The 24582-nt window shown below is 41.6% G+C and carries 24 protein-coding genes and 2 other annotated features; all 24 genes read right to left on the bottom strand.

The genetic code is table 11. The features are described 5' to 3' along the window. Positions 1-17 precede the first annotated feature (17 nt). The 24 genes from tuf to ispD all read right to left on the bottom strand — a co-directional run bounded on the left by tuf (position 18) and on the right by ispD (position 24556). Positions 18-1205: an elongation factor Tu gene (tuf, locus tag ACIQXV_RS28050; RefSeq protein WP_402965150.1), complete on the bottom strand. Its 1188-nt coding sequence runs from the start codon at positions 1203-1205 to the stop codon at positions 18-20. Positions 1206-1334: 129 nt separating this feature from the next. Beyond that, positions 1335-3416 carry an elongation factor G gene (gene fusA / locus ACIQXV_RS28055; RefSeq protein WP_402965153.1) on the bottom strand — a complete coding sequence of 694 codons (2082 nt, stop codon included), beginning with the start codon at positions 3414-3416 and terminating at the stop codon, positions 1335-1337. A 50-nt stretch (positions 3417-3466) separates the two neighbouring features. Then, entirely contained in the window at positions 3467-3937 is a 471-nt protein-coding gene (gene rpsG, locus ACIQXV_RS28060; RefSeq protein WP_402965155.1) for a 30S ribosomal protein S7, read from the bottom strand. A 39-nt stretch (positions 3938-3976) separates the two neighbouring features. Beyond that, positions 3977-4399, bottom strand: a complete 423-nt coding sequence (gene rpsL, locus ACIQXV_RS28065) for a 30S ribosomal protein S12 (RefSeq protein ID WP_248736895.1) — start codon at positions 4397-4399, stop codon at positions 3977-3979. A 104-nt stretch (positions 4400-4503) separates the two neighbouring features. Further along, positions 4504-4752, bottom strand: a complete 249-nt coding sequence (locus tag ACIQXV_RS28070; RefSeq protein WP_402965158.1) for a 50S ribosomal protein L7ae-like protein — start codon at positions 4750-4752, stop codon at positions 4504-4506. Between the two features lie 151 nt (positions 4753-4903). Then, the gene (gene rpoC / locus ACIQXV_RS28075; protein ID WP_402965160.1) at positions 4904-8503 is read right to left on the bottom strand and encodes a DNA-directed RNA polymerase subunit beta'; all 3600 of its coding nucleotides are present in this window, start codon (positions 8501-8503) and stop codon (positions 4904-4906) included. A gap of 87 nt (positions 8504-8590) precedes the next feature. Continuing rightward, positions 8591-12151 (bottom strand): DNA-directed RNA polymerase subunit beta, encoded by a 3561-nt coding sequence (gene rpoB / locus ACIQXV_RS28080; protein WP_402965163.1) that lies wholly within the window; start codon positions 12149-12151, stop codon positions 8591-8593. A 257-nt stretch (positions 12152-12408) separates the two neighbouring features. Next, on the bottom strand, positions 12409-13008 hold the full coding sequence (locus ACIQXV_RS28085; RefSeq protein ID WP_402965166.1) for a class I SAM-dependent methyltransferase: 600 nt from the start codon (positions 13006-13008) through the stop codon (positions 12409-12411). Positions 13009-13153: 145 nt separating this feature from the next. Continuing rightward, positions 13154-13516 (bottom strand): 50S ribosomal protein L7/L12, encoded by a 363-nt coding sequence (rplL, locus tag ACIQXV_RS28090; protein WP_402965170.1) that lies wholly within the window; start codon positions 13514-13516, stop codon positions 13154-13156. Positions 13517-13575: 59 nt separating this feature from the next. Then, positions 13576-14076: a 50S ribosomal protein L10 gene (gene rplJ / locus ACIQXV_RS28095; protein ID WP_402965173.1), complete on the bottom strand. Its 501-nt coding sequence runs from the start codon at positions 14074-14076 to the stop codon at positions 13576-13578. Between the two features lie 33 nt (positions 14077-14109). Continuing rightward, positions 14110-14255 (bottom strand) — a sequence feature (ribosomal protein L10 leader region). Positions 14256-14308: 53 nt separating this feature from the next. After that, a complete protein-coding gene (gene rplA / locus ACIQXV_RS28100) occupies positions 14309-15007 on the bottom strand; it encodes a 50S ribosomal protein L1 (RefSeq protein ID WP_402965175.1) in 699 nt (232 codons plus the stop codon). Between the two features lie 171 nt (positions 15008-15178). Continuing rightward, positions 15179-15604 (bottom strand): 50S ribosomal protein L11, encoded by a 426-nt coding sequence (gene rplK, locus ACIQXV_RS28105; protein ID WP_007085303.1) that lies wholly within the window; start codon positions 15602-15604, stop codon positions 15179-15181. 181 nt (positions 15605-15785) lie between these two features. After that, entirely contained in the window at positions 15786-16319 is a 534-nt protein-coding gene (gene nusG, locus ACIQXV_RS28110) for a transcription termination/antitermination protein NusG (protein ID WP_402965178.1), read from the bottom strand. 125 nt (positions 16320-16444) lie between these two features. Then, positions 16445-16627, bottom strand: coding sequence for a preprotein translocase subunit SecE (gene secE / locus ACIQXV_RS28115; protein WP_402965181.1), 183 nt, complete (start codon positions 16625-16627; stop codon positions 16445-16447). A gap of 50 nt (positions 16628-16677) precedes the next feature. Next, complete coding sequence (gene rpmG / locus ACIQXV_RS28120; RefSeq protein ID WP_402965184.1) at positions 16678-16824, bottom strand: 50S ribosomal protein L33; 147 nt, start codon at positions 16822-16824, stop codon at positions 16678-16680. A 116-nt stretch (positions 16825-16940) separates the two neighbouring features. Next, on the bottom strand, positions 16941-17591 hold the full coding sequence (sigH, locus tag ACIQXV_RS28125; RefSeq protein ID WP_402965186.1) for an RNA polymerase sporulation sigma factor SigH: 651 nt from the start codon (positions 17589-17591) through the stop codon (positions 16941-16943). Between the two features lie 69 nt (positions 17592-17660). Further along, the gene (locus ACIQXV_RS28130) at positions 17661-18170 is read right to left on the bottom strand and encodes an NYN domain-containing protein (protein ID WP_402965189.1); all 510 of its coding nucleotides are present in this window, start codon (positions 18168-18170) and stop codon (positions 17661-17663) included. Between the two features lie 3 nt (positions 18171-18173). Beyond that, positions 18174-18917, bottom strand: a complete 744-nt coding sequence (rlmB, locus tag ACIQXV_RS28135) for a 23S rRNA (guanosine(2251)-2'-O)-methyltransferase RlmB (RefSeq protein WP_402965191.1) — start codon at positions 18915-18917, stop codon at positions 18174-18176. Further along, positions 18918-19337, bottom strand: a complete 420-nt coding sequence (locus ACIQXV_RS28140; RefSeq protein WP_402965194.1) for a Mini-ribonuclease 3 — start codon at positions 19335-19337, stop codon at positions 18918-18920. It lies immediately after the preceding gene. A gap of 3 nt (positions 19338-19340) precedes the next feature. Further along, entirely contained in the window at positions 19341-20738 is a 1398-nt protein-coding gene (gene cysS, locus ACIQXV_RS28145; protein WP_402965196.1) for a cysteine--tRNA ligase, read from the bottom strand. Continuing rightward, positions 20719-21387: a serine O-acetyltransferase gene (gene cysE / locus ACIQXV_RS28150; protein WP_402965199.1), complete on the bottom strand. Its 669-nt coding sequence runs from the start codon at positions 21385-21387 to the stop codon at positions 20719-20721. Before cysE ends, cysS begins: the two co-directional genes overlap by 20 nt. 52 nt (positions 21388-21439) lie before the next feature. Then, positions 21440-21705 (bottom strand) — a binding site (T-box leader). A 48-nt stretch (positions 21706-21753) separates the two neighbouring features. Next, positions 21754-23211, bottom strand: a complete 1458-nt coding sequence (gene gltX / locus ACIQXV_RS28155; RefSeq protein ID WP_402965202.1) for a glutamate--tRNA ligase — start codon at positions 23209-23211, stop codon at positions 21754-21756. Positions 23212-23387: 176 nt separating this feature from the next. Beyond that, complete coding sequence (gene ispF / locus ACIQXV_RS28160; protein WP_402965204.1) at positions 23388-23864, bottom strand: 2-C-methyl-D-erythritol 2,4-cyclodiphosphate synthase; 477 nt, start codon at positions 23862-23864, stop codon at positions 23388-23390. Continuing rightward, the gene (ispD, locus tag ACIQXV_RS28165; protein ID WP_402965207.1) at positions 23864-24556 is read right to left on the bottom strand and encodes a 2-C-methyl-D-erythritol 4-phosphate cytidylyltransferase; all 693 of its coding nucleotides are present in this window, start codon (positions 24554-24556) and stop codon (positions 23864-23866) included. The genes ispF and ispD overlap by 1 nt, the downstream gene beginning before the upstream one ends. Positions 24557-24582: the final 26 nt, after the last annotated feature.

Consider the following 24582-nt stretch of genomic DNA (forward strand, 5'->3'; position numbering starts at 1 on the left):
TTTTTCTATTTAAAAAATTACTCTTGGATTGTTGTGATTGAACCTGACCCAACAGTACGTCCGCCTTCACGGATAGAGAACTTAGTTCCTTCTTCGATTGCAACAGGAGCGATAAGTTCTACTGTCATTTCAATGTGATCGCCAGGCATAACCATTTCTACGCCTTCTGGAAGATTACAAATACCAGTAATATCAGAAGTACGGAAGTAGAATTGTGGACGGTAGTTTGTGAAGAATGGAGTATGACGTCCACCTTCTTCTTTAGATAAAACGTAAACTTGTGCTTTGAACTTTGTGTGTGGAGTGATGGATTTTGGTTTAGCCAAAACTTGTCCACGTTCGATTTCTTCACGAGCTACACCACGAAGAAGGGCACCAATGTTGTCGCCAGCTTCAGCAAAGTCAAGAAGCTTACGGAACATTTCTACACCTGTTACAGTAGTAGATTTTGGCTCTTCAGTGAAACCAACGATTTCAACTACGTCACCAACTTTAACTACACCACGCTCAACACGTCCTGTAGCAACAGTTCCACGGCCAGTGATTGAGAATACATCCTCAACAGGCATCATGAAAGGTTTGTCAGTATCACGTTCTGGAGTTGGGATCCATTCGTCAACAGCAGCCATAAGCTCGTTGATTTTTTCTTCCCAAGCACCTTCGCCTTCTAATGCTTTAAGAGCAGAACCTTTGATAACTGGAGTGTCATCACCAGGGAAGTCGTATTCTGTTAATAGATCACGAATTTCCATTTCTACTAATTCAAGAAGTTCTTCGTCATCCACCATGTCACATTTGTTCATGAATACAACAAGGTATGGAACACCTACTTGACGAGAAAGAAGGATGTGTTCACGAGTTTGTGGCATTGGACCATCAGTTGCAGATACAACAAGGATACCGCCGTCCATTTGTGCAGCACCAGTGATCATGTTTTTAACATAGTCAGCGTGTCCTGGGCAGTCTACGTGTGCATAGTGACGTGCATCAGTTTCATACTCAACGTGTGCAGTTGAGATTGTGATACCACGTTCTTTTTCTTCTGGCGCACCATCGATTTGATCATAACCGCGAGCTTCAGCTTTACCTTGCTTTGCAAGTACAGAAGTGATTGCTGCTGTTAAAGTAGTTTTACCATGGTCAACGTGTCCGATTGTACCAATGTTAACGTGTGGCTTTGAACGGTCGAATTTAGCTTTTGCCATTTGGAAAATCCTCCTTTGGATTATAAAAGTTTAAGTATATTCTTATAGAAACTGCGATCATGGTTGTCCATATTTCGCAGTTTCTATACTTACATAAGTAGTTATACTTTAAAGAGTGGTGAAAATCAATTATTCACCTTTATTTTTTTTGATTATTTCTTCAGAAATTGACTTCGGTACTTCTTCATAGTGATCAAAGTGCATAGAGAATACTCCACGGCCCTGTGTACTAGAACGAAGTGCTGTTGCATATCCAAACATTTCTGAAAGTGGAACCATTGAACGAACGGTTTGCGCATTACCACGAGCTTCCATACCTTCAACTCGGCCACGGCGTGCAGTAATCTGACCCATGATATCACCAAGGTAATCTTCTGGGATTGTTACTTCCACTCTCATGACAGGTTCAAGGATACAAGGTTGACATTTTGATGCGGCATTTTTAAGAGCCATAGATGCAGCAATCTTAAACGCCATTTCAGAGGAGTCAACATCATGGTAAGATCCGTCGAACAATCTTGCTTTAATATCCACTAATGGATAGCCAGCAAGGACACCGCGACCTAATGCATCTTCAAGACCGGCTTGAACTGCAGGGATATATTCACGAGGAACAACACCACCGACAATACCGTTTTCAAATTCGAAGCCTTTACCAGCTTCGTTTGGTGAAAACTCGATCCAAACGTGTCCGTATTGTCCGCGTCCACCAGATTGACGTGCAAACTTACCTTCAACTTGCGCTGAACCTTTGAAAGTTTCACGATATGCAACCTGTGGAGCACCAACGTTAGCTTCAACCTTGAATTCACGACGCATACGATCAACAATGATATCAAGGTGAAGCTCACCCATACCGGCGATAATAACTTGTCCAGTTTCCTGGTCAGTGTGCGCACGGAATGTTGGGTCTTCTTCTTGAAGTTTTTGCAACGCAGTCGTCATTTTGTCTTGGTCTGCTTTTGATTTTGGTTCAACTGAAAGTTCAATTACTGGTTCTGGGAATTGCATTGACTCTAGGATCACAAGGTTTTTGTCATCACATAGTGTGTCACCAGTAGTTGTATCCTTCAGACCTACAGCTGCAGCAATGTCACCGGCAAAAACCTTAGAGATTTCTTGTCGGCTGTTTGCGTGCATTTGCAGGATACGTCCAATACGCTCACGCTTGCCTTTTGTAGAGTTTTGGACATATGATCCAGACTCTAAAGTACCAGAGTATACGCGGAAAAACGTTAATTTACCAACATAAGGATCTGTCATAACTTTGAACGCAAGAGCTGAGAATGGCTCTTCATCATCTGAATGGCGTTCAACAATTACTTCTTCATCATCCACATCATGACCTTTAATTGCAGGTACATCTAATGGAGATGGAAGATAGTCGATGACAGCGTCCAACATTAATTGAACACCTTTGTTTTTGAAAGCTGATCCACAGATAACAGGATAGAATTCAACATTAACGGTACCTTTACGAATTCCGGCTTTAAGCTCTTCCTTCGTAATTTCTTCGCCACTAAGGTATTTCTCCATTAATTCTTCATCTAGTTCTGCAACCGCTTCGACTAATTTTTCACGGTACTCTTCAGCAAGTTCGCGGTGTTCCTCCGGAATTTCACCCACTTCAATATCAGTACCTAAGTCGTTACCGTAAAATACGGCATTCATTTCTACAAGGTCAATAATACCTGAAAATTGATCTTCAGCACCAATTGGTAACTGAATTGGATGTGCATTCGCTTGCAGGCGGTCGTGGATTGTTCCTACAGAATATAGGAAGTCAGCTCCAATTTTATCCATCTTGTTAACGAATACTACACGTGGTACACCATAAGTTGTTGCTTGACGCCAAACGGTTTCTGTTTGCGGCTCAACACCTGATTGTGCATCAAGTACGGCTACCGCGCCATCAAGAACACGAAGGGAACGCTCAACTTCAACTGTGAAGTCTACGTGTCCTGGAGTGTCAATGATATTTACGCGATGACCTTTCCATGCTGCAGTTGTTGCTGCGGAAGTGATTGTAATTCCGCGTTCTTGTTCCTGCTCCATCCAGTCCATCTGAGAAGCACCTTCATGTGTTTCACCGATTTTATGAATCTTACCAGTGTAATAAAGGACACGCTCAGTGGTCGTCGTTTTACCGGCATCGATGTGTGCCATGATGCCGATATTACGAGTGTTTGCTAAGGAGAACTCTCTTGCCATTGGGTCTTTCTCCTTCCTAGTATGAAAGTGTTTTTATATTGAAGGTTAAATTACCAACGATAGTGAGCAAACGCTTTGTTTGCTTCCGCCATTTTGTGCGTATCTTCACGCTTCTTCACAGCTGCACCAGTGTTGTTTGCTGCATCCATGATTTCGTTAGCCAAACGCTCTTCCATCGTTTTTTCACCGCGGTTACGTGCATAGTTAACTAACCAGCGAAGACCAAGAGTTGTACGGCGATCAGGGCGCACCTCAACTGGAACTTGGTAGTTTGCACCACCTACACGGCGAGCTCTGACTTCAAGTACAGGCATAATGTTTTTCATCGCTGCATCGAATATTTCCATTGGCTCTTTGCCAGAACGTTCACGAATGGTATTAAACGCTGAATAAAGAATTTCTTGTGATTTACCTCTTTTACCGTCAACCATCATTTTGTTGATTAGACGAGTAACTAATTTTGAATTATAAAGCGGATCAGGTAAAACGTCTCTTTTTGCTACAGGACCTTTACGTGGCATTTTATTTCCTCCTTTCAAAGAAGCTTCTATTTAAGTTGATTATTTCTTAGCTGCTTTTGGTCTCTTAGTACCGTATTTTGAACGGCTTTGCATACGGTTGTTAACACCGGCTGTATCAAGAGCACCACGTACGATGTGATAACGTACCCCTGGTAAGTCTTTTACACGTCCTCCACGGATAAGAACAACACTGTGCTCTTGAAGGTTGTGTCCAATACCAGGAATGTATGCAGTCACCTCAATACCGTTTGTCAAACGTACACGAGCATATTTACGTAACGCTGAGTTCGGTTTCTTTGGAGTCATTGTACCAACACGAGTACATACTCCGCGTTTTTGTGGTGAAGATACATTTGTTTGTGATTTTTTGAAGCTATTATAACCTTTATTTAACGCTGGAGATTTTGATTTCTCTGCCACTGATTGACGTGGCTTGCGCACTAGTTGGTTAATAGTAGGCATGATTTGTTTCCTCCCTTCATTATTTGTAAGTCCACACATCCAGGTGGTTCATTTTTTTGCAAAAACAAAGTTTTTGCAGACTACTCTATCTACAAAAACAGTTTTTAACGGATAATAGCAACAGCTGCCGCACCTACTTCAATCCCACATGCTTTTCCGAGTTTTTTCATCGAATCGACATATAGGACAGGAACATCTAACAAGTGGGCTTCACCAACGACCTTTGCCGTAACCTTTGGTTCAGCGTCGTTTGCAACGACTAACACTTGTACAATACCTTCCTTAAGTGCTTTAACTGTTTGTTTCGTTCCTATAACAGTACGTTGTGCCTGTAATACTTTTTCATAAGACATAAAACATATCCTCCAAAGTATCAGGTGAATAGGAGCACCTTTGATATAGTAACATCTTAATAAATAGATGTCAACCTGTGTTTTACTTTTTTATACAAAAATCTTCTTTAAATACGGTACCTGCCATGAAGGCAGATACCGTATAAAAGTTTTAATCAATTGCAACTATTTCTTCGGAAGTTGTATCGCGAAGCACTGGCTCCGCTTTACGGTAGCGCTGCATTCCTGTTCCAGCAGGGACAAGCTTACCGATAATAACATTTTCCTTCAAGCCGAGCAATTCATCCCGTTTGCCTTTGATCGCTGCATCGGTAAGAACTCTTGTTGTTTCTTGGAATGATGCGGCAGACAAGAATGAATCTGTTTCAAGTGACGCCTTTGTAATACCAAGTAATACCGGTCGTCCAGTTGCAGGCAATTTACCCTCAAGTAAGGCTTTTTCATTTGCATCAGTAAATTGGTGAATATCAAGGAGTGTACCTGGGAGTACATCCGTTTCACCTGCATCGCTGACACGAATTTTACGAAGCATTTGACGAACCATTACTTCGACGTGTTTATCGCCAATTTCAACCCCTTGCATACGGTAAACCTTTTGAACTTCACGCAATAGGTACTCTTGAACAGATGTTACGTCTTTTACTTTAATTAACTCCTTCGGATCGATCGAACCTTCTGTTAGTTCCTCACCGCGTTCAACGTGGTCATTGATTGCCACTTTCAAGCGAGCTGTATATGGAGCATTGTAAGTACGAGATTCAACCTCACCCTGAACGACGATTTCGTGCTGGCGGTCACGGCCTTCATTGATACCGACAACGACACCTTCAATTTCAGAAATAACCGCTACACCTTTAGGGTTACGTGCTTCAAAGATCTCTTGAATACGCGGTAAACCTTGGGTAATATCGTCTCCTGCAACACCGCCTGTATGGAACGTACGCATCGTTAACTGTGTTCCTGGTTCACCGATTGATTGTGCGGCAATAATTCCAACTGCTTCACCAACTTCAACCTCTTGACCAGTTGCTAAGTTACGGCCATAACACTTTTTACATACGCCATGACGGGTATTACATGTAAACGCAGAACGGATTTTTACAATTTCAATTCCTGCTCCGACAATGATTTCTGCTAAATCTTCAGTAATCAGTCCGTTTTCAGGAACAAGGACTTCGTTTGTTTCCGGATGCTTGATGGCTTTACGTGCATAACGGCCAATTAATCGTTCATCCAATCCTTCGATGATTTCTGTACCGTCTTTTAATGCACTGATGGTAAATCCTCGATCCGTTCCACAATCGTCTTCACGGACAATAACATCTTGGGCAACGTCAACAAGACGACGAGTCAAGTAGCCAGAGTCAGCTGTTTTAAGCGCGGTATCAGCAAGACCTTTACGAGCACCGTGAGTGGAGATAAAGTACTCTAATACCGTTAATCCTTCACGGAAACTTGATTTGATCGGTAATTCGATGATACGTCCAGCCGGGTTGGCCATCAAGCCGCGCATACCTGCAAGCTGCGTAAAGTTTGAGGCGTTACCACGGGCACCGGAATCACTCATCATAAAGATTGGATTCGTTTTGTTCAAGGATTTCATTAGTTTCCCTTGAATGGTGTCTTTTGCTGCACTCCAAATGGCAATAACACGATCATAACGCTCATCTTCCGTAATCAAACCACGTCTGAATTGCTTCATCACGTTATCTACTTTTCCTTGGGCTTCGTGGAGAATTTGCTGCTTTTCACCTAAAACGACGATATCAGCCACACCAACGGTAATCCCAGCCTTAGTGGAATGTTTAAATCCTAAGTCCTTCATACGGTCTAGCATTTTTGACGTTTCAGTAATTTTGAAACGTTTGAATACCTCCGCAATGATATTTCCAAGGATCTTCTTTTTAAACGGATCAATCAATGGCATATCTTTAATTTTCGCCTTGATGTCTTCACCTTTTTCTACAAAATACTTCTCAGGTGTTTCGACTTCTAAATTATGTCTTGTCGGTTCATTGATATAAGGGAATGACTTCGGAAGAATCTCATTAAAGATAAGTTTACCAACCGTTGTGATTAATAGCTTATTATTTTGTTCTTCAGTAAAGGTTTCATTTCCTAATGAACCAGCATGGACAGCGACACGGGAATGAAAATGTGCATAGCCGTTTTGATAGGCAAGGATTGCTTCGCTTGTATCTTTAAAAATCATCCCTTCACCGACAATACCTTCACGCTCTAAGGTTAGGTAATAGTTCCCTAATACCATGTCCTGAGAAGGCGTAACAACAGGCTTACCATCTTTAGGGTTCAAGATATTTTGTGCTGCAAGCATTAAAAGTCGAGCTTCTGCTTGTGCTTCTGATGAAAGTGGTACGTGAACAGCCATTTGGTCACCATCAAAGTCGGCATTGTATGCTGTACATACAAGTGGATGGAGGCGAATTGCCCGTCCTTCGACAAGAGTTGGTTCAAATGCCTGAATTCCTAATCTATGCAATGTAGGGGCTCGGTTTAATAAAACCGGATGCTCTCTGATTACATCTTCAAGTACGTCCCAAACATCAGGAGAGACGCGCTCAATTTTTCGCTTAGCAGATTTAATGTTGTGAGCTAAACCTTTTTCAACTAGTTCCTTCATAACAAAAGGCTTAAATAGTTCCAAAGCCATTTCTTTCGGAAGGCCACACTGATACATTTTCAAGTTTGGACCTACAACGATAACAGAACGGCCGGAATAGTCTACACGTTTACCGAGCAAGTTTTGACGGAAACGGCCTTGTTTACCTTTTAACATATGAGAAAGCGATTTTAACGGACGGTTACCAGGACCTGTAACTGGGCGGCCGCGACGGCCGTTGTCGATTAATGCATCTACTGCTTCTTGAAGCATCCGCTTTTCATTTTGAACGATAATGCTTGGTGCTCCAAGGTCTAATAAACGCTTTAAGCGGTTGTTACGGTTAATAACACGACGGTAAAGATCGTTTAAGTCTGATGTTGCAAATCTTCCCCCATCCAATTGAACCATCGGACGAAGTTCAGGAGGAATAACAGGCAGCACATCAAGAATCATCCATGATGGCTCGTTTCCAGAATTACGGAATGCTTCCAGCACTTCAAGCCGTTTAATTGCACGAGTGCGTCGCTGGCCTTGTGCTGTTTTTAATTCTTCCTTTAAGATGTCTACTTCTTTATTTAAGTCAATATCGGAAAGAAGCTTTTTAATGGCTTCAGCACCCATGGAAGCTTGGAATTTGTTTCCGTACTTTTCACGGTATGCACGATATTCTTTTTCAGATAAAAGCTGTTTTTTATCAAGAGCGGTATCACCCGATTCCGTTACCACATAAGAAGCAAAGTAAATAATTTCTTCTAAGGCACGAGGGGACATATCTAAAACAAGTCCCATCCGGCTAGGGATTCCCTTAAAGTACCAAATGTGTGAAACAGGTGCAGCAAGCTCAATATGACCCATACGTTCACGACGAACCTTTGCACGTGTTACTTCAACGCCGCAGCGGTCACAGACAACACCTTTGTAACGAACGCGCTTATATTTTCCGCAATGACATTCCCAATCCTTTGTTGGACCGAAAATCCGTTCACAGAATAAGCCATCTTTTTCAGGCTTTAAAGTACGATAGTTAATGGTTTCTGGCTTTTTCACTTCTCCGAAGGACCACGAACGGATTTTATCCGGTGAAGCAAGACCAATTTTCATATACTCAAAATTATTAACGTCCAGCAAGGGGCCTACCTCCCTTTTGATCTCAGGTTTTACCCTTAGTGCGTTGAAATGCTGAAGCACATGCTTAGCGTGTGCTTCAGCGGGGAATTACTCTTTTGAACCAACTTTTTCTGATTCAAAGTTTTGCGCATCAGGAACAATGTTTAATGTATCGACTTGCTGTAAGTCATCGTCATCTTCCGTATCGCGCATTTCAATTTCTTCCTCGTCACCGGAGAGAATTTTCACATCCATACCAAGACTTTGGAGTTCTTTAATTAATACTTTAAATGACTCTGGAACGCCTGGTTCCGGAACATTTTCACCTTTGACAATGGCTTCGTATGTTTTCACACGGCCAACAACGTCATCTGATTTAACGGTAAGAATTTCTTGTAGCGTATATGCTGCACCATATGCCTCAAGAGCCCAAACCTCCATTTCACCGAAGCGCTGCCCGCCAAATTGAGCTTTACCACCAAGCGGCTGCTGCGTAACAAGTGAGTAAGGTCCAGTCGAACGAGCATGGAGCTTATCATCAACCATGTGTGCAAGTTTAATCATATACATAACACCGACAGAAACCCGGTTATCAAACGGCTCTCCGGAACGGCCGTCATAAAGGACGGTTTTGGCATCGCGTGCCATTCCGGCTTCTTCAATCGTACTCCAAACATCTTCCTCAGTGGCCCCGTCAAATACCGGAGATGCCACGTGAATACCAAGGTAGCGAGCCGCCATCCCAAGATGAAGTTCTAATACCTGACCGATGTTCATCCGCGATGGAACCCCTAAAGGATTTAACATGATATCAACAGGTGTACCATCCGGTAAATAAGGCATATCTTCTTCAGGTAAAATTCGGGAGATAACCCCTTTATTACCGTGACGTCCTGCCATTTTATCCCCTTGATGGATTTTACGCTTTTGTACGATATAAACACGAACAAGCTGGTTTACACCTGGTGGAAGTTCGTCGCCATCTTCACGATTAAAGACTTTGACATCATGAACAATACCACCGCCGCCGTGCGGTACTCTTAGGGAAGTATCACGAACTTCACGAGCCTTTTCACCAAAAATAGCATGTAAGAGACGTTCTTCAGCCGTTAATTCTGTCACACCTTTAGGCGTTACTTTACCAACGAGGAGGTCTCCGTCTTTTACTTCAGCACCAGTACGGATAATACCGCGCTCATCCAAATTACGAAGGGCATCTTCCCCAACGTTTGGAATATCACGGGTAATTTCTTCTGGTCCTAGTTTTGTATCACGAGATTCTGATTCATATTCTTCAATATGAATAGAAGTGTAGACATCGTCTTTTACAAGGCGCTCACTCATAATGATGGCATCTTCATAGTTATAGCCATCCCATGTCATAAAGGCTACGAGGACATTTCGTCCTAACGCTAATTCACCTAGCTCCATTGAAGGACCATCGGCAAGAATTTCACCTTTTTTCACACGGTTACCCACAGCAACGATTGGACGTTGGTTATAGCAAGTACCTTGGTTAGAGCGAATGAATTTTAATAGGCGGTATTTTTTAAGATCGCCTTTTACTTCTTGGCCATCTACTTCTTTTATTTGACGAACCCATACTTCACGAGCTTCTACATGTTCGACAATACCATCATGCTTACAAATAACCGCAGCACCGGAGTCTTTCCCTGATACATATTCCATACCTGTACCAACTCTAGGCGCCTCTGGTTGCATAAGTGGCACTGCTTGACGCTGCATGTTCGCACCCATCAAAGCACGGTTAGAGTCATCATTTTCAAGGAACGGAATACATGCAGTCGCCGCAGAAACAACCTGTTTTGGTGATACATCCATGTAGTCAATGCGGTCTCGGTTAACAACTGTGTTTTCCCCGCGGAAACGAGCAACAACTTCATCGTCAAGGAAGGAACCATCGTCACCTAGTCTTGAATTTGCTTGTGCTACTACATAGTTATCTTCTTCATCCGCTGTTAAGTAATCGATTCGGCTTGTTACCCTCCCAGTATCAGGGTCAACACGACGATATGGTGTCTCGATAAATCCAAAACGATTTACCTTAGCATACGATGACAACGAGTTGATCAGCCCAATGTTCGGACCTTCCGGCGTTTCAATCGGACACATACGACCATAGTGAGAGTAGTGAACGTCACGTACTTCCATCCCTGCACGTTCACGTGTTAAACCACCAGGTCCTAATGCAGATAGACGACGCTTGTGCGTTAATTCTGCAAGCGGGTTAGTTTGATCCATGAACTGTGACAATTGTGAACTGCCAAAGAATTCTTTGATTGACGCAATCACAGGACGAATATTAATCAATTGTTGTGGTGTGATTGTTGCTGTATCTTGAATCGACATTCTTTCACGAACAACACGTTCCATACGGGATAATCCGATTCGGAACTGATTTTGTAACAGTTCACCAACAGAACGAAGACGTCTGTTACCTAAATGGTCGATATCGTCTGTATCGCCTACTCCATGTAATAAATTAAAGAAGTAGCTAATCGATGCAATGATATCCGATGAAGTAATATTTTTAATTGGTTCCGCCACATAGGCATTACCCAATACATTAATAACCTTTTCATTTTCATCGCCGGGAGCATAGATTTTAATGCTTTGAAGGATTACTTCCTCTTCCACTACTCCGCCAACAGGATTAAAGCCTTTGAAATTAATATTCTTTTCAAGAGCCGGCAAAATTCTGTCAAGGTTTCTCCTATCTAGGAGTGTTCCTTTTTCAGCAATAATTTCACCTGTTTCCGGATCGGCAAGCGATTCCGCTAAACGCTGGTTAAATAAACGGTTTTTAATATGAAGCTTTTTATTAATTTTATAGCGGCCTACATTGGCTAAATCATAGCGCTTAGGATCAAAGAAGCGAGATACTAATAAACTCTTTGCATTATCAACGGTTGGTGGTTCTCCTGGACGAAGGCGCTCATAAATTTCCAAAAGCGCTTTGTCGACACCTTCCGTGTTGTCCTTCTCAAGGGTATTACGGATATACTCGTTATCCCCAATCAAATCAATGATTTCTTGATCGGAACCGAAGCCTAGTGCACGCAAAAGAACCGTAACGGGCAGTTTCCGAGTACGATCAATTCTCACATATACGACATCTTTGGCGTCTGTTTCATACTCCAGCCAAGCGCCGCGGTTCGGAATGACAGTAGCTGTAAAGCCCTTTTTGCCATTTTTATCAAGTTTTCCACTAAAGTAAACACTTGGTGACCGCACTAACTGTGAAACAATTACGCGTTCTGCCCCATTAATGACAAACGTACCTGTTTCCGTCATAAGTGGAAAATCACCCATGAATACATCTTGATCTTTTACTTCACCTGTTTCTTTGTTTACAAGACGCACTTTCACACGCAATGGAGCAGAATATGTAACGTCCCGTTCTTTTGATTCTTCAACAGAATACTTTGGATCGCCAAGACTGTAATCAATAAATTCCAGTGATAGGTTACCAGTAAAGTCTTCAATTGGTGAAATATCCTGGAACATTTCACGCAATCCCTCATCCAGAAACCATTGATATGAAGAGGTTTGGATTTCAATAAGATTTGGTAATTCTAAAACTTCACTGATTCGTGCGTAACTTCTTCGTTGGCGGTGTCGTCCATACTGAACTAGTTGACCTGTCAACTGATTCACCCCTCAAATCAAGCGTTATTTAATAAATCTATTCACGTCTATTAAGATAAACCTAGGGTCCATCCTATTAGACAAAAAGAAAAAGGGTTTTTTACTCAAAAACCACATTTTCACATTTCGACTATTATTTTGTCATCATTTCCTTCTAATTCCAGTTTTATACTAAAAAAATAAGTATTTTAAGGAATAATTCGGAAATTATTATGATGGCATTTTATAATGCTACCACAACGACAATTTCGAGTCAACTACTTTTTTGCTCTAATAATAAAATAGCCTTTTGATTTGTCAATAGTCTCAACATCGGAAAATTGCATCTTTAATTTTTCAAGTGCAGATGGTGCTCCTTGTTTCTTTTGAATCACTACCCAAAGCGCGCCTCCCGGAACAAGATGCTCATAGCTTTGTTCAAAAATATCATGAACTACATCTTTCCCAGCTCTAATCGGCGGGTTTGTTAAAATGGCAGCAAATGAATTCTCCCTAACATTTTGCAACCTGTCACTTTCATAGATATCAACATTAGTAATCCGGTTCAGCGATGCATTTTCCTTCGCTAACTGGATTGCCCGTTCATTAACATCAACCATATGAACCGTACAGCTAGGGTTGGCTTTCGCAATCGCTAAACCAATCGGGCCGTAGCCACAGCCTACATCAAGTACAAGTCCTTCTGCTGCCGGCATAACAAAAGACTCAATTAGTAAACGTGAGCCAAAATCTACCTCTCTTTTTGAAAAAACACCGTTATCGGTTTTAAAGCGAAAAAGATGATTTCTAAGGGTATAATCCCAATATTTCGGGTCACTTTCAACCTTTTGGGAACGAGAATAGTAGTGTTCGGACATTAGACTCACCTCCGGAAGAGTAAATAATTGAAGAGATTCGAGGACTTAGAACTTTGATAACTATCTAGCTTCAGCACCTAGGCGCTTCCGCTTTTAAAATAGCCAAAAAAAGCCCGCTTATACAGCGAGCTTTTTTATAGAAAAATTACTTAACTTCAACGTTAGCTCCAACTTCATCAAGCTTAGCTTTGATTGCTTCAGCTTCTTCTTTAGCAACGCCTTCTTTAACAGCTTTAGGAGTGTTGTCAACAAGATCTTTTGCTTCTTTAAGTCCAAGACCAGTGATTTCACGAACAACTTTGATAACTTTGATTTTTTGATCGCCAGCGCTAGCTAGGATTACATCAAATTCAGTTTGCTCTTCAACAGCAGCTGCACCAGCTCCGCCTACCATTGCTACAGGAGCAGCAGCAGTTACGCCGAATTCTTCTTCGATTGCTTTTACAAGATCGTTAAGTTCTAAAACAGTCATAGATTTAACTGCTTCAATGATTTGTTCTTTAGTCATGATTAATTTTCCTCCTTAGTTTTCGTTACGATTTATTTTGTTAGGCTGTTAGTGTTAGCTTACGCGCCTTGTTCTTCTTTTTGATCTGCCACTGCTTTTGCAGCAAGAGCAAGATTGCGAATTGGAGCTTGTAGTACGCTGAGTAGCATAGAAAGCAAGCCTTCGCGTGATGGTAGGTCAGCAAGAGCTTTAATTTCTTCAGCTGATGCGACATTCCCTTCGATTACACCTGCTTTAAGCTCAAGTGCTTCATGCTTTTTCGCAAAGTCATTCAAGATTTTAGCTGGTGCTACAACATCTTCAGTACTGAACGCAATTGCGTTTGGACCTGTTAATGCATCGTTCAAGCTAGAAAGCTCAGCTGCATCAGCTGCACGGCGTACCATTGAGTTTTTATAAACTTTAAATTCAACGCCTGCTTCACGAAGTTGTTTACGAAGTTCAGTTACTTCTGCAACTGAAAGACCACGATAATCAACAACGACAGTTGATACACTTGCTTTTAACTTATCAGTAATTTCGTCAACTAATTGTTTCTTTAGTTCGATTACACTGCTCATCTTTACACCTCCTGTAGATTATCTACATTTATACCAGGCAAGTAAAAGCCTCCATATCATACCGGACATGGAGGCAGCATATAACAAGCTGAGAGCATCAGCTGTTTCTATTCGCTACACCTCGGCAGGACATTAAGCCATATGGCACCTGCTGTCTACAGTACAAATGTTTTTTATTTAAACAACAAAATTGATTATAGTAAATCTATTTTGTTTTGTCAATTGGAAAAATTTATTTAACTGCTACAGATGAAGGATCTACCTTAACACCAGGTCCCATTGTTGAAGCAACAGTAACGTTCTTCATGTAAGTACCTTTTGCAGCTGCAGGTTTTACTTTCACCATTGTTTCAAACACAGTGTTGAAGTTTTCAACAAGCTTTTCGTTTTCGAAAGATGCTTTACCGATTGGCACGTGAATGTTACCAGACTTGTCAACGCGGTATTCAACTTTACCTGCTTTGATTTCATTGATTGCTCTTGTTACATCAAATGTAACAGTACCTGTTTTAGGGTTTGGCATTAAGCCTTTAGGCCCTAATACACGACCAAGTTTACCAACTTCACCCATCATATCAGGAGTTGCTACGATTACATCAAAGTCAAACCAACCTTGTTGGATTTTAGTGATGTATTCAGAATCTCCTACATAATCAGCGCCAGCTGCTTCCGCTTCTTTCACTTTCTCACCCTTCGCGAATACTAAAACGCGTTGAGTTTTACCAGTTCCGTTTGGAAGTACAACTGCACCACGGATTTGTTGGTCAGCTTTCTTAGGGTCAACGCCTAAACGGAAAGCTACTTCAAGAGTCGCATCAAATTTTGTGTAGTTTGTTTTCTTCGCAAGATCAATTGCTTCTGCAATTGGGTATGCTTTTAAGCGATCTACAAGCTTAGAAGCTTCTAAATACTTTTTACCTTTTTTAGCCATTTTTATTTCCTCCTAGATTGTGGTTTTAGCGAATTATTCTCCCACGGCGAAAAGCGGAGGCGCCTTGCACAGGGGCTTATGACCCCGAGCCCCTAGGCGCCGTAGCTAGCCCACGAATAAAGGTTGCGCAGAACGCAACCCCCACTCATTAAACACTAACAGTTACATGGATTAGTCTTCGATAACGATACCCATGCTGCGTGCAGTACCTTCAACCATGCGCATTGCTGCTTCAACGCTAGCTGCGTTAAGGTCAGGCATTTTTTGTTCCGCAATCTCGCGTACTGTATCACGCTTTACTGTTGCTACTTTATTACGGTTAGGTTCACCAGAACCAGACTGGATTCCAGCTGCTACTTTCAAAAGAACGGCAGCAGGAGGAGTTTTCGTAATAAATGTAAATGAACGGTCTTCAAATACCGTAATTTCAACAGGAATGATCAAACCAGCTTGATCTGCTGTACGAGCGTTAAATTCTTTACAGAATCCCATGATATTAACACCGGCTTGACCTAGTGCAGGTCCAACTGGTGGTGCAGGGTTTGCTTTCCCAGCAGGAATTTGTAATTTAACGACTTTAATTACTTTTTTAGCCACGAGACACACCTCCTTAAAGTCCGTGATGTGGTAATTGGGATCCTTAGGAACCCTCCCACTCAGGCATCTGTCTTTATATAATATTCATAAAGAACTTAAACATTAGTCTAGTCTCACAATGGAGACATACTGACCTTTGAAATAGTAACATTTTTTATAAATGATTTCAAGTTTTTTTACATTATAATTTCTCAATTTGTGTAAATTCAAGTTCTACCGGGGTATCTCGGCCGAACATATTGACTAATACTTTTAGTTTAGCCTTGTCCTTGTCCATCTCTTCAACAGACCCAGTAAAGTTCGCAAATGGACCTTCTTTTACACGGACGGTTTCACCAATTTCATAGTCTACATCGATTCGTTTTTCTTCTACGCCCATGCGCTTCAGTAATCCAGTCACTTCTTCCGGTAATAACGGAGTTGGTTTTGAACCTGAACCCGCAGAGCCAACGAACCCAGTTACACCAGGTGTATTCCTTACTACATACCATGAATCGTCTGTCATAACAATTTCCACTAAAACATATCCAGGGAATACTTTTCGTTTTACAACTTTTTTCTTGCCATTTTTGATTTCTGTTTCTTCTTCTTCAGGAACAACGACGCGGAATATTTTATCCGACATTCCCATTGATTCCACTCGTTTTTCCAAATTTGCCTTAACTTTATTTTCATAACCTGAGTAAGTATGAACTACATACCAATTCTTTTCCATATAAGAGGACTAGATGTCCGTCCCTCCCTGCATTTATTTAAAAACCATAATAAAAAACCCGTCAAAACGGGCTTTTAGCTAAAATTTCCTTTATTGATTACCATTATACCATGAATGATGTCTTATTATTCAAGAATTAAGCGAATCAATTTTGAAATCCCTAAATCCAGTGCAGCAAAGAATACGCCAAAAAAAACAACAGTTGATAAAACAGTAATGGTAGAACGAGTTAGTTCACTGCGTTTTGGCCAGCTGACTTTCCTCATTTCACGAATAACATCACTGAAGAACTTTCTTATGCGTTGCATATTTCGTAACCCCCAACTATCTTAAGTAGCCATGCTAGTATCTATAATAATTATTTTGTTTCCCGGTGGATGGTATGGGTTGCGCAAGTTTTACAGAATTTCTTTAATTCTAATCGATCTGTTTGCTCCTGCTTGCTGACTGTCGAATAATTCCGCGAGCCGCAATCAACACAGGCAAGTATAACCTTTTTGCTCATATTCGACACCTTCAACTATTTTTCTCTTTTTCCCTCAAAATGTACCATGACCCCTAATTAATGTCAATAACTATTGAGACCAGATTGATGAATCTCACATAAATCATTTCCCGAAATTACAGCGAAAATTCGCGGATTTCTAAGTAGCGCTCAAGCTTTCTTTTCACCCGCTGAAGGGCATTATCAATGGATTTAACATGACGATTAAGTTCTTCAGAAATCTCCTGATAGGACTGACCATCTAAATAGAGTGCCAATACTTTCCTTTCCAAGTCACTTAATAATTCAGTCATTTTGACTTCTATATGGTCAAATTCTTCTTGATTAATAATTAACTCTTCCGGATCCAGCACCTTAGCACCTGACAAAACATCCATCAACGTTCGGTCCGATTCTTCGTCATAAATAGGCTTGTCCAAAGACACATAGGAATTTAGTGGAATATGCTTTTGCCTTGTAGCTGTTTTAATCGCCGTTATAATTTGGCGGGTAATACACAGCTCAGCAAACGCTTTAAAGGAGGTGAGCTTGTCCTCACGAAAGTCACGAATCGCCTTATAAAGTCCGATCATGCCCTCCTGGACGATATCCTCTTTATCGGCTCCAATTAAAAAATAGGATCTTGCTTTTGCACGTACAAAATTACGATACTTGTGGATTAAATAATCCAGCGCTTCACTATCACCTTGGTGAACCAAATCGACAATTTCTTCATCTTCCATCACGAAGAAATGTTCGTTGAGCTTAGTTCCGAAGTCTGTACTCAAAGTAGATCCCCTCCACCGAACATGCATACATACTAATAGTATACAGTAGAAATATTTTGAAGTCGAGGCTCATTTCTGTCCTCTGCGCCATTTTTCAAAAATTTCTGCCATCTCATCACTAATCGGTATTTTGGATACTGGTTTCTTCTCCTGAATTTTCTTTACCTTTTTTTCAATCCCTTTTTCAATTGAGGACATTTCAAGCAGCAGCTCACGAGCGGATTTACGCAAGGCTCCTTGTCCAAAAATCGCCCATTGCTCCGTGTAATCGGAGGTGGCCACATGGATTTGTGTCTTTCGATTATTTAAACTGATCGCCATTTTTTCAATCCGTTCATCTGCTGTTTCGTTCTCTTTCGTAAAGATGACTTCTACCTTATGGTTTTTATATTTCTTCTCCGTCCCTTGTACATAATAGGCATCAAATACAACAATGACACGGTATCCGGAAAAGGCTTGATATTCTGCCATTCTTTCCACTAGCCGATCCCTTGCGGCTGGTAAATCTCGATCCTTTAATGCCCTTAATTCTGGCCAGGCTCCGATAATGTTATATCCGTCGACAAGCAGAATATCCATATTCTACCTCTCGAGTGGGTGCCGTTTACGATAAACCTCATACATGAGCAAGGAAGCAGCAACGGAAGCATTTAAAGAGGTCACTTTTCCGACCATCGGCAAATGAATGAGAAAATCACACTTTTCTCCGATAAGCCGCCCCATACCTTTTCCTTCACTGCCGATGACTAAGCCAAGTGGCAGTGTACCATCTATTTGACGGTAATCTTGTTTCCCTTTAGCATCTGTTCCGGCAATCCAAACGCCCCGTTCCTTAAGTTCATCGATAGTCCGTGCCATGTTTGTCACACGGGCTACTGGTATATATTCAATTGCACCTGTCGAGGCTTTTGCGACTGTAGCAGTTAAGCCCACAGCCCTTCGTTTCGGAATAATAATCCCGTGTGCCCCGACCGCATCTGCCGTTCTCATAATGGAGCCAAGGTTATGCGGATCCTCAATTTCATCTAACAGTAAAAAGAAAGGATGTTCATTTTTCTTTTCTGCCGCGGCAAACAAATCATCGATTTCTGCATATTGATATGCCGCAACATATGCAAGGACTCCTTGATGATTTTCTTCCGCAATTTGGTCAATTTTTTTCTTCGGAACAAACTGAACAAGTACATTCGCTTCTTTTGCTAATTGGGTAATCTGCTGCATTTGTCCGCGCTGTGATCCTTCAGCAATTAATATTTTATTAATATCCCTTTCCGACTTCAGTGCTTCGATAACTGGATTTTTTCCAACGATGTATTCCTGATCCATTTAACGTTCCTCCTTTCTTTCATCCACATAGTAAAATGCTTTCCGAATAAGCTCTTCTAAACGCTCATTTTTTGCTGTCAAATATAAATAGCCCATTAACGCTTCAAACGCTGTACTGTAGTGATATGTCTGGACATCTGTATTTTTCGGAACTGTCCCTGATTTCGCATTTCTGCCGCGCATAACCACAGCTAATTCTTCTTCATCCAGCACTTTATCGTCCATCATTTGAAAAAGAATTTGGCATTGTGCCTTCGCCGATACGTATTTTGTTCCAGTACGATGTAACTGATTCGGCCGTACCTTCCCACTATACAAAAGATGCCGTCTTACATAGGTTTCAAAGATGGCATCACCCATGTAGGCCAAAGCGAGGCTATTTAATTGTTTTGCATCGACTGTATGATCATATTCAAACATAAATTATCCTCTTTTCCATCTCGTACCTTGCGCGGTGTCCTCTAATATGATATTCATTTCCTTTAGCTGATCTCTAATTTGGTCAGATAATTGGAAATTTCGATCCTTACGTGCCTGGTTTCGCTTTTCGATTAGCGCATCAATTTCTTCGTCCAGCATTTCTTCACTTTCAAGCGTTAGCCCCAGCACATGGAATAACTCTTCAAATTGGTTTGTAAAAGTATCAATGACTTCCACAGCTGTATTCTTTTCTAATAGATAATAATTAGCCAGCTTGGAAAGCTCAAATAAAACGGAAATGGCTAATGCTGTATTAAAGTCATCATCCATCGCTTCAATAAATTGGTCTTGTAATGCAGATATTTTATCAAGCCACTCTTGATTAGTATCGGTTAAATCCGTGCTCGCTTCTTTACGATGTTTTAAATTTTGATAGGAGGTGGTTAGACGTTCAAAAGCAGCCTTCGTGCTCTCCAATAATTCTTCACTGTAGTTAATCGGATTGCGGTAATGAACGGACAGCATAAAGAATCGTAACACTTGTGGATTATGCCGTTTAATAATGTCATGCACCAAAACAAAATTACCAAGGGATTTTGACATTTTTTCATTATCAATATTGATATAGCCGTTATGCATCCAGTAACGTGAAAACAGCTTTCCTGACAAGGCTTCCGATTGGGCAATTTCGTTTTCATGGTGCGGGAAGGTTAAATCCTGTCCGCCAGCATGGATATCAATCGTATCGCCAAGATACTTTTTCGCCATTGCTGAGCATTCAATATGCCAGCCTGGCCTTCCAGGTCCCCAAGGGCTTTCCCAGAAGATTTCTCCTTCCTTTGCCGCTTTCCACAAGGCAAAGTCTAAGTCGTCTTCTTTCTTATCGCCGACTTCAATCCGTGCTCCCACCTGCAGGTCATCGATTGATTGATGGGAAAGCTTTCCGTATTCAGCAAAGCTTCTTGTACGATAGTACACATCACCTTCAGATTCATAGGCATACCCCTTTTCGATTAATTGACTAATGAAATCGATGATGATATCCATATTTTCCATGACACGTGGATGCACATCTGCCTTTTCACAGCCCAATGCGGAAACATCTTCAAAGTAGGCATTAATAAATCGATCGGCAATCGTTGGAACATCTTCCCCTAACTGATTGGCCGCGCGAATCAATTTATCATCAACATCGGTAAAATTGGAAACATATTGGACATCAAAGCCTCGATATTCCAAATAACGCCGAACGGTGTCAAAAACAATTGCCGGACGGGCATTGCCAATATGGATATAATTATAAACTGTCGGTCCGCAGACATACATTTTTACCTTTCCTTCTTCTAGCGGAACGAAAGCTTCCTTTTTTCTTGTGAGTGTATTATAAATTTGAATGGCCATTGTCTTTAATCCTTTCTTCTTTTAATTCATCCAATTCTTGCTTCAATTGATTTAGTTCAACTTGCATTTCTTTTAAGCGGTCAGCAACCGGATCCGGCAGATCACAATGGTTTAGGTTATTATTAATTCGCTTACCATCCTGAATCACAACCCGGCCGGGAATCCCCACAACTGTTGCGTTAGGGGGAACCTCTTTCAAAACAACAGAGCCACCGCCAATTTTGGAATTTTCTCCGATTGTAATCGATCCCAGCACCTTTGCACCTGTAGCGATAAGGACATTGTCTTTAATCGTTGGGTGCCGTTTCCCTTTTTCTTTACCCGTTCCGCCAAGGGTTACCCCTTGGTATATAGTTACATTATCCCCAATTTCACAAGTTTCCCCAATCACTACACCCATACCGTGGTCAATAAAAAATCTCCTGCCTATTTTTGCCCCAGGATGGATTTCAATTCCGGTAAAAAACCGGCTTACTTGAGAAATGAACCGGGCCAGAAAAAATAATTTACGGTTAAAGAATGCGTGTGCGAATCGATGTGCCCAAATCGCATGTAAGCCTGAATACGTCAAAATAACTTCTAGATAGCTTCTAGCAGCCGGATCCTGTTCAAAAACAACCTCGACATCCTCCTTAAACTTTTTGAACATTGCCATTCCCCCTTGTTTTTGAATAGAATAAAAAAAACGCCTCTGTCATATAGACAGAGACGCTTGTGCGTGGTTCCACTCTGATTAGACCGATTAGCTTGCCGCGCATTTCGAATAGAATACGTTCGACTTGAGCTAAAAAGGGTCTCACTCGACTTGTTAACGGATGGTTCCGCCCATATCTACTCGGAGTTGACTCTTTTCGAAATGGGGCTCAGAGGTGCATTTCAAATCAGGAGAGGCCTAAACCACTTTCAGCCGGTGATGGTTTTCTCTTTCAAGCATCCTTTTTCTACTTTTCCTCTTCTTCGCTTTAGAAAGTATGAAATTTTCTTTCTTTTACTATATTACATTTTTCCTATAATGTTAACCAATAATTTTATGAATTCTCTTTTGAACCTTATTTTTACCTAGAAGTTCAATCGATTGGGGCAGATCCGGACCATGCGTTTGGCCTGTTGCTGCCGCACGAATCGGCATAAACAGATTTTTCCCCTTTTGTCCAGTGGACTTTTGAACAGCCTTCATTGCGGCCTTAATGCCATCCGCACGGAAGCCTTCAAGCTGATCAAGCTCATGGGAAAATGCCTTTAATACCTCTGGAACTGTTTCCCCTGCTAAAATTTCCTTTGCCTCGTCTTCGTATTCTGCATCCTCTTTAAAGAACATGTCTGATAATTCTACGATTTCCGCTCCAAAGCTCATTTTTTCCTGTAAAAGTGCTGCTAGGCCGAGAGCCCACTGATGCTCTTCATCGGTCAGATTTGCGCTTAAACGTCCTGCCTTAACTAAGTGTGGAAGCGCAAGCTCAAGTACGCGATCAACCTCAATCTTTTTCATGTATTGGTTGTTCATCCATGTAAGCTTTTGCTTATCAAATAATGCCGGTGATTTTGATAGACGGCTGGCATCGAAGAGTTCAATAAACTCATTCTTTGAGTAAAGCTCTTCTTCACCCGCTGGCGACCAGCCAAGTAAGGTAATAAAGTTAAATAATGCTTCCGGAAGATAACCCATTTCCTCATACTGCTCGATGAACTGAATAATCGATTCATCCCGTTTACTTAATTTCTTGCGGCTTTCGTTGACAATTAACGTCATATGGCCAAACACAGGCGGCTCCCAACCTAATGCTTCATAGACCATCAGCTGCTTTGGCGTGTTAGAAATATGGTCATCGCCGCGCAGCACATGGGAAATCTCCATTAAATGGTCATCAATGGCTACCGCAAAATTATAGGTCGGTGTGCCATCCTTTTTAATGATGACCCAATCACCCATGCCTTCTGATTCGAAGGACACTGTACCCTTTACCATATCATCAAACGTATAGGTTTTTCCTTCCGGCACGGCAATACGAATACTTGGCTCGCGGCCTTCTTGTTCAAGTTGACGGCGCTCTTCATCCGTTAAATGGCGGCATTTACCGGAATAATGAGGAGTTTCACCTTGTTCCGTTTGTGCTTCCCGCTCCGCTTCCAACTCAGCTTCTGTGCAATAGCATTTATAAGCATGTCCGTTCGCCAGCAATTGATTGTAGTAGGTTTCATAAAGATCATTTCGTTCTGATTGACGGTATGGGCCGTATTCCCCGCCAACGTCGACACTTTCATCCCAATCCATACCAAGCCATTTTAAATACTTTAACTGGCTTTCCTCGCCGCCGGCAATATTCCGCTTCTTATCTGTATCTTCAATCCGGATAATAAATTTCCCGCCTTGGCTGCGTGCAAACAAATAGTTGAATAACGCCGTACGGGCATTTCCAATATGTAAATGTCCAGTTGGACTTGGTGCATACCTTACACGAACATCGTTTGACATGATCATGCCTCCATTTAGAAATGCGAAAGCGCCTTGCCCAGGGGCGACAGGCATAAGACGAGCCGGCTAGAAGGTTGCTCTTTAACCTTCTTGACGGATTGGCTGTAGACCTGCGAGCCCATAGGCGCTGCAGCTAGACACTTCTTCAAGTTTAAAATTTTCACTAAATTATTTTATCATTTCTTTTTCAATAAAACTACTACTTGGGAGGCAATGCCTTCTCCTCTGCCGGTGAAACCAAGTTTCTCCGTCGTTGTCGCTTTCACATTAATTTGTTCGGTTTCTGCCTCTAGTAATTCAGCAATCCGCGCACGCATTTGTTCAATATAAGGAGCCATTTTGGGCTTTTGGGCAATGATGGTGCAATCAGCATTGACAAGCTCGTATCCCTTGTTTTTTACCAGCTGCCATACATGCTCCATCAGCTTTGCAGAATCTGCATCCTTAAAATTCGGATCGGTATCGGGGAAATGTTTGCCGATATCCCCTTCCCCAATCGCGCCAAGACAAGCATCGGAAACGGTATGTAATAAAACATCGGCATCAGAATGACCTAAAAGTCCTTTTTCATATGGGATTGTAATGCCGCCAATAATAAGCGGCCTCCCTTCAGTTAATTGGTGAACATCAAAGCCCTGCCCAATTCGAAACATCAGCAAAACTCCTCTTCTCTTTTTTTAATGATGGCCTCGGCAAAATATAAATCTTCAGGTGTTGTCAATTTGATATTATCGTAGTCGCCTTCTACAATCGCAACAGGATGGTTTAGGCGCTCCACTAAGCTGGAATCATCCGTCCCTAAAAATTGATCCCTCTCTGCCTTTTCATAGGCTTCCCTAAGTAACGAAATACGAAAAGCTTGTGGGGTTTGAACAGCCCACAAGCTTGAACGTTCGACAGTTGCCATTACCACACCATTTTGTACCTTTTTCATGGTGTCTTTTGCCGGCACCCCAATAATAGCAGCACCAGTTACTTCTGCTTTTTCTGTTAAACGGTGGATATGTCCCTTTTGAATAAAGGGCCGGGCTGCATCATGAACGAGTATAATTCCATTGGTGTTTACAGTTTTAAGGGCATTATAAATGCTATGCTGGCGTTCTTCCCCGCCTGGCACGAGATTCATTACCTTCGTCACACGATACTTTTTAAGCAATGCATTAAATTCTGACTCATCCTGAGGGTGAATCGCTAAAATTATACCGCTGCATGCCTCATCCTCTTCGAAAACCTTTAACGTATGGATGAGTACAGGGATGCCATTCAGTTCTAACAAAAGCTTGTTTCTTCCTGCTCCCATTCTTTTTCCCTGGCCAGCTGCCGGGAGAATGACTTGGTAAGTCATATTAAAACCCCAATCTCTCTATCTAT

Source organism: Neobacillus sp. NPDC097160 (assembly GCF_044762155.1).
Lineage (GTDB): Bacteria > Bacillota > Bacilli > Bacillales > Cytobacillaceae > Neobacillus.

Coding starts and splice junctions, on each gene's coding strand:
- tuf (WP_402965150.1), bottom strand. CDS start 1,205: ATGGCAAAAGCTAAATTCGACCGTTCAAAGCCACACGTTAACATTGGT.
- fusA (WP_402965153.1), bottom strand. CDS start 3,416: ATGGCAAGAGAGTTCTCCTTAGCAAACACTCGTAATATCGGCATCATG.
- rpsG (WP_402965155.1), bottom strand. CDS start 3,937: ATGCCACGTAAAGGTCCTGTAGCAAAAAGAGACGTTTTACCTGATCCG.
- rpsL (WP_248736895.1), bottom strand. CDS start 4,399: ATGCCTACTATTAACCAACTAGTGCGCAAGCCACGTCAATCAGTGGCA.
- ACIQXV_RS28070 (WP_402965158.1), bottom strand. CDS start 4,752: ATGTCTTATGAAAAAGTATTACAGGCACAACGTACTGTTATAGGAACG.
- ACIQXV_RS28085 (WP_402965166.1), bottom strand. CDS start 13,008: ATGTCCGAACACTACTATTCTCGTTCCCAAAAGGTTGAAAGTGACCCG.
- rplL (WP_402965170.1), bottom strand. CDS start 13,516: ATGACTAAAGAACAAATCATTGAAGCAGTTAAATCTATGACTGTTTTA.
- rplJ (WP_402965173.1), bottom strand. CDS start 14,076: ATGAGCAGTGTAATCGAACTAAAGAAACAATTAGTTGACGAAATTACT.
- rplA (WP_402965175.1), bottom strand. CDS start 15,007: ATGGCTAAAAAAGGTAAAAAGTATTTAGAAGCTTCTAAGCTTGTAGAT.
- nusG (WP_402965178.1), bottom strand. CDS start 16,319: ATGGAAAAGAATTGGTATGTAGTTCATACTTACTCAGGTTATGAAAAT.
- secE (WP_402965181.1), bottom strand. CDS start 16,627: ATGCAACGCATAAGAAAGTTCTTCAGTGATGTTATTCGTGAAATGAGG.
- rpmG (WP_402965184.1), bottom strand. CDS start 16,824: ATGAGCAAAAAGGTTATACTTGCCTGTGTTGATTGCGGCTCGCGGAAT.
- ACIQXV_RS28130 (WP_402965189.1), bottom strand. CDS start 18,170: ATGGATATTCTGCTTGTCGACGGATATAACATTATCGGAGCCTGGCCA.
- rlmB (WP_402965191.1), bottom strand. CDS start 18,917: ATGGATCAGGAATACATCGTTGGAAAAAATCCAGTTATCGAAGCACTG.
- ACIQXV_RS28140 (WP_402965194.1), bottom strand. CDS start 19,337: ATGTTTGAATATGATCATACAGTCGATGCAAAACAATTAAATAGCCTC.
- cysS (WP_402965196.1), bottom strand. CDS start 20,738: ATGGCCATTCAAATTTATAATACACTCACAAGAAAAAAGGAAGCTTTC.
- cysE (WP_402965199.1), bottom strand. CDS start 21,387: ATGTTCAAAAAGTTTAAGGAGGATGTCGAGGTTGTTTTTGAACAGGAT.
- gltX (WP_402965202.1), bottom strand. CDS start 23,211: ATGTCAAACGATGTTCGTGTAAGGTATGCACCAAGTCCAACTGGACAT.
- ispF (WP_402965204.1), bottom strand. CDS start 23,864: ATGTTTCGAATTGGGCAGGGCTTTGATGTTCACCAATTAACTGAAGGG.
- ispD (WP_402965207.1), bottom strand. CDS start 24,556: ATGACTTACCAAGTCATTCTCCCGGCAGCTGGCCAGGGAAAAAGAATG.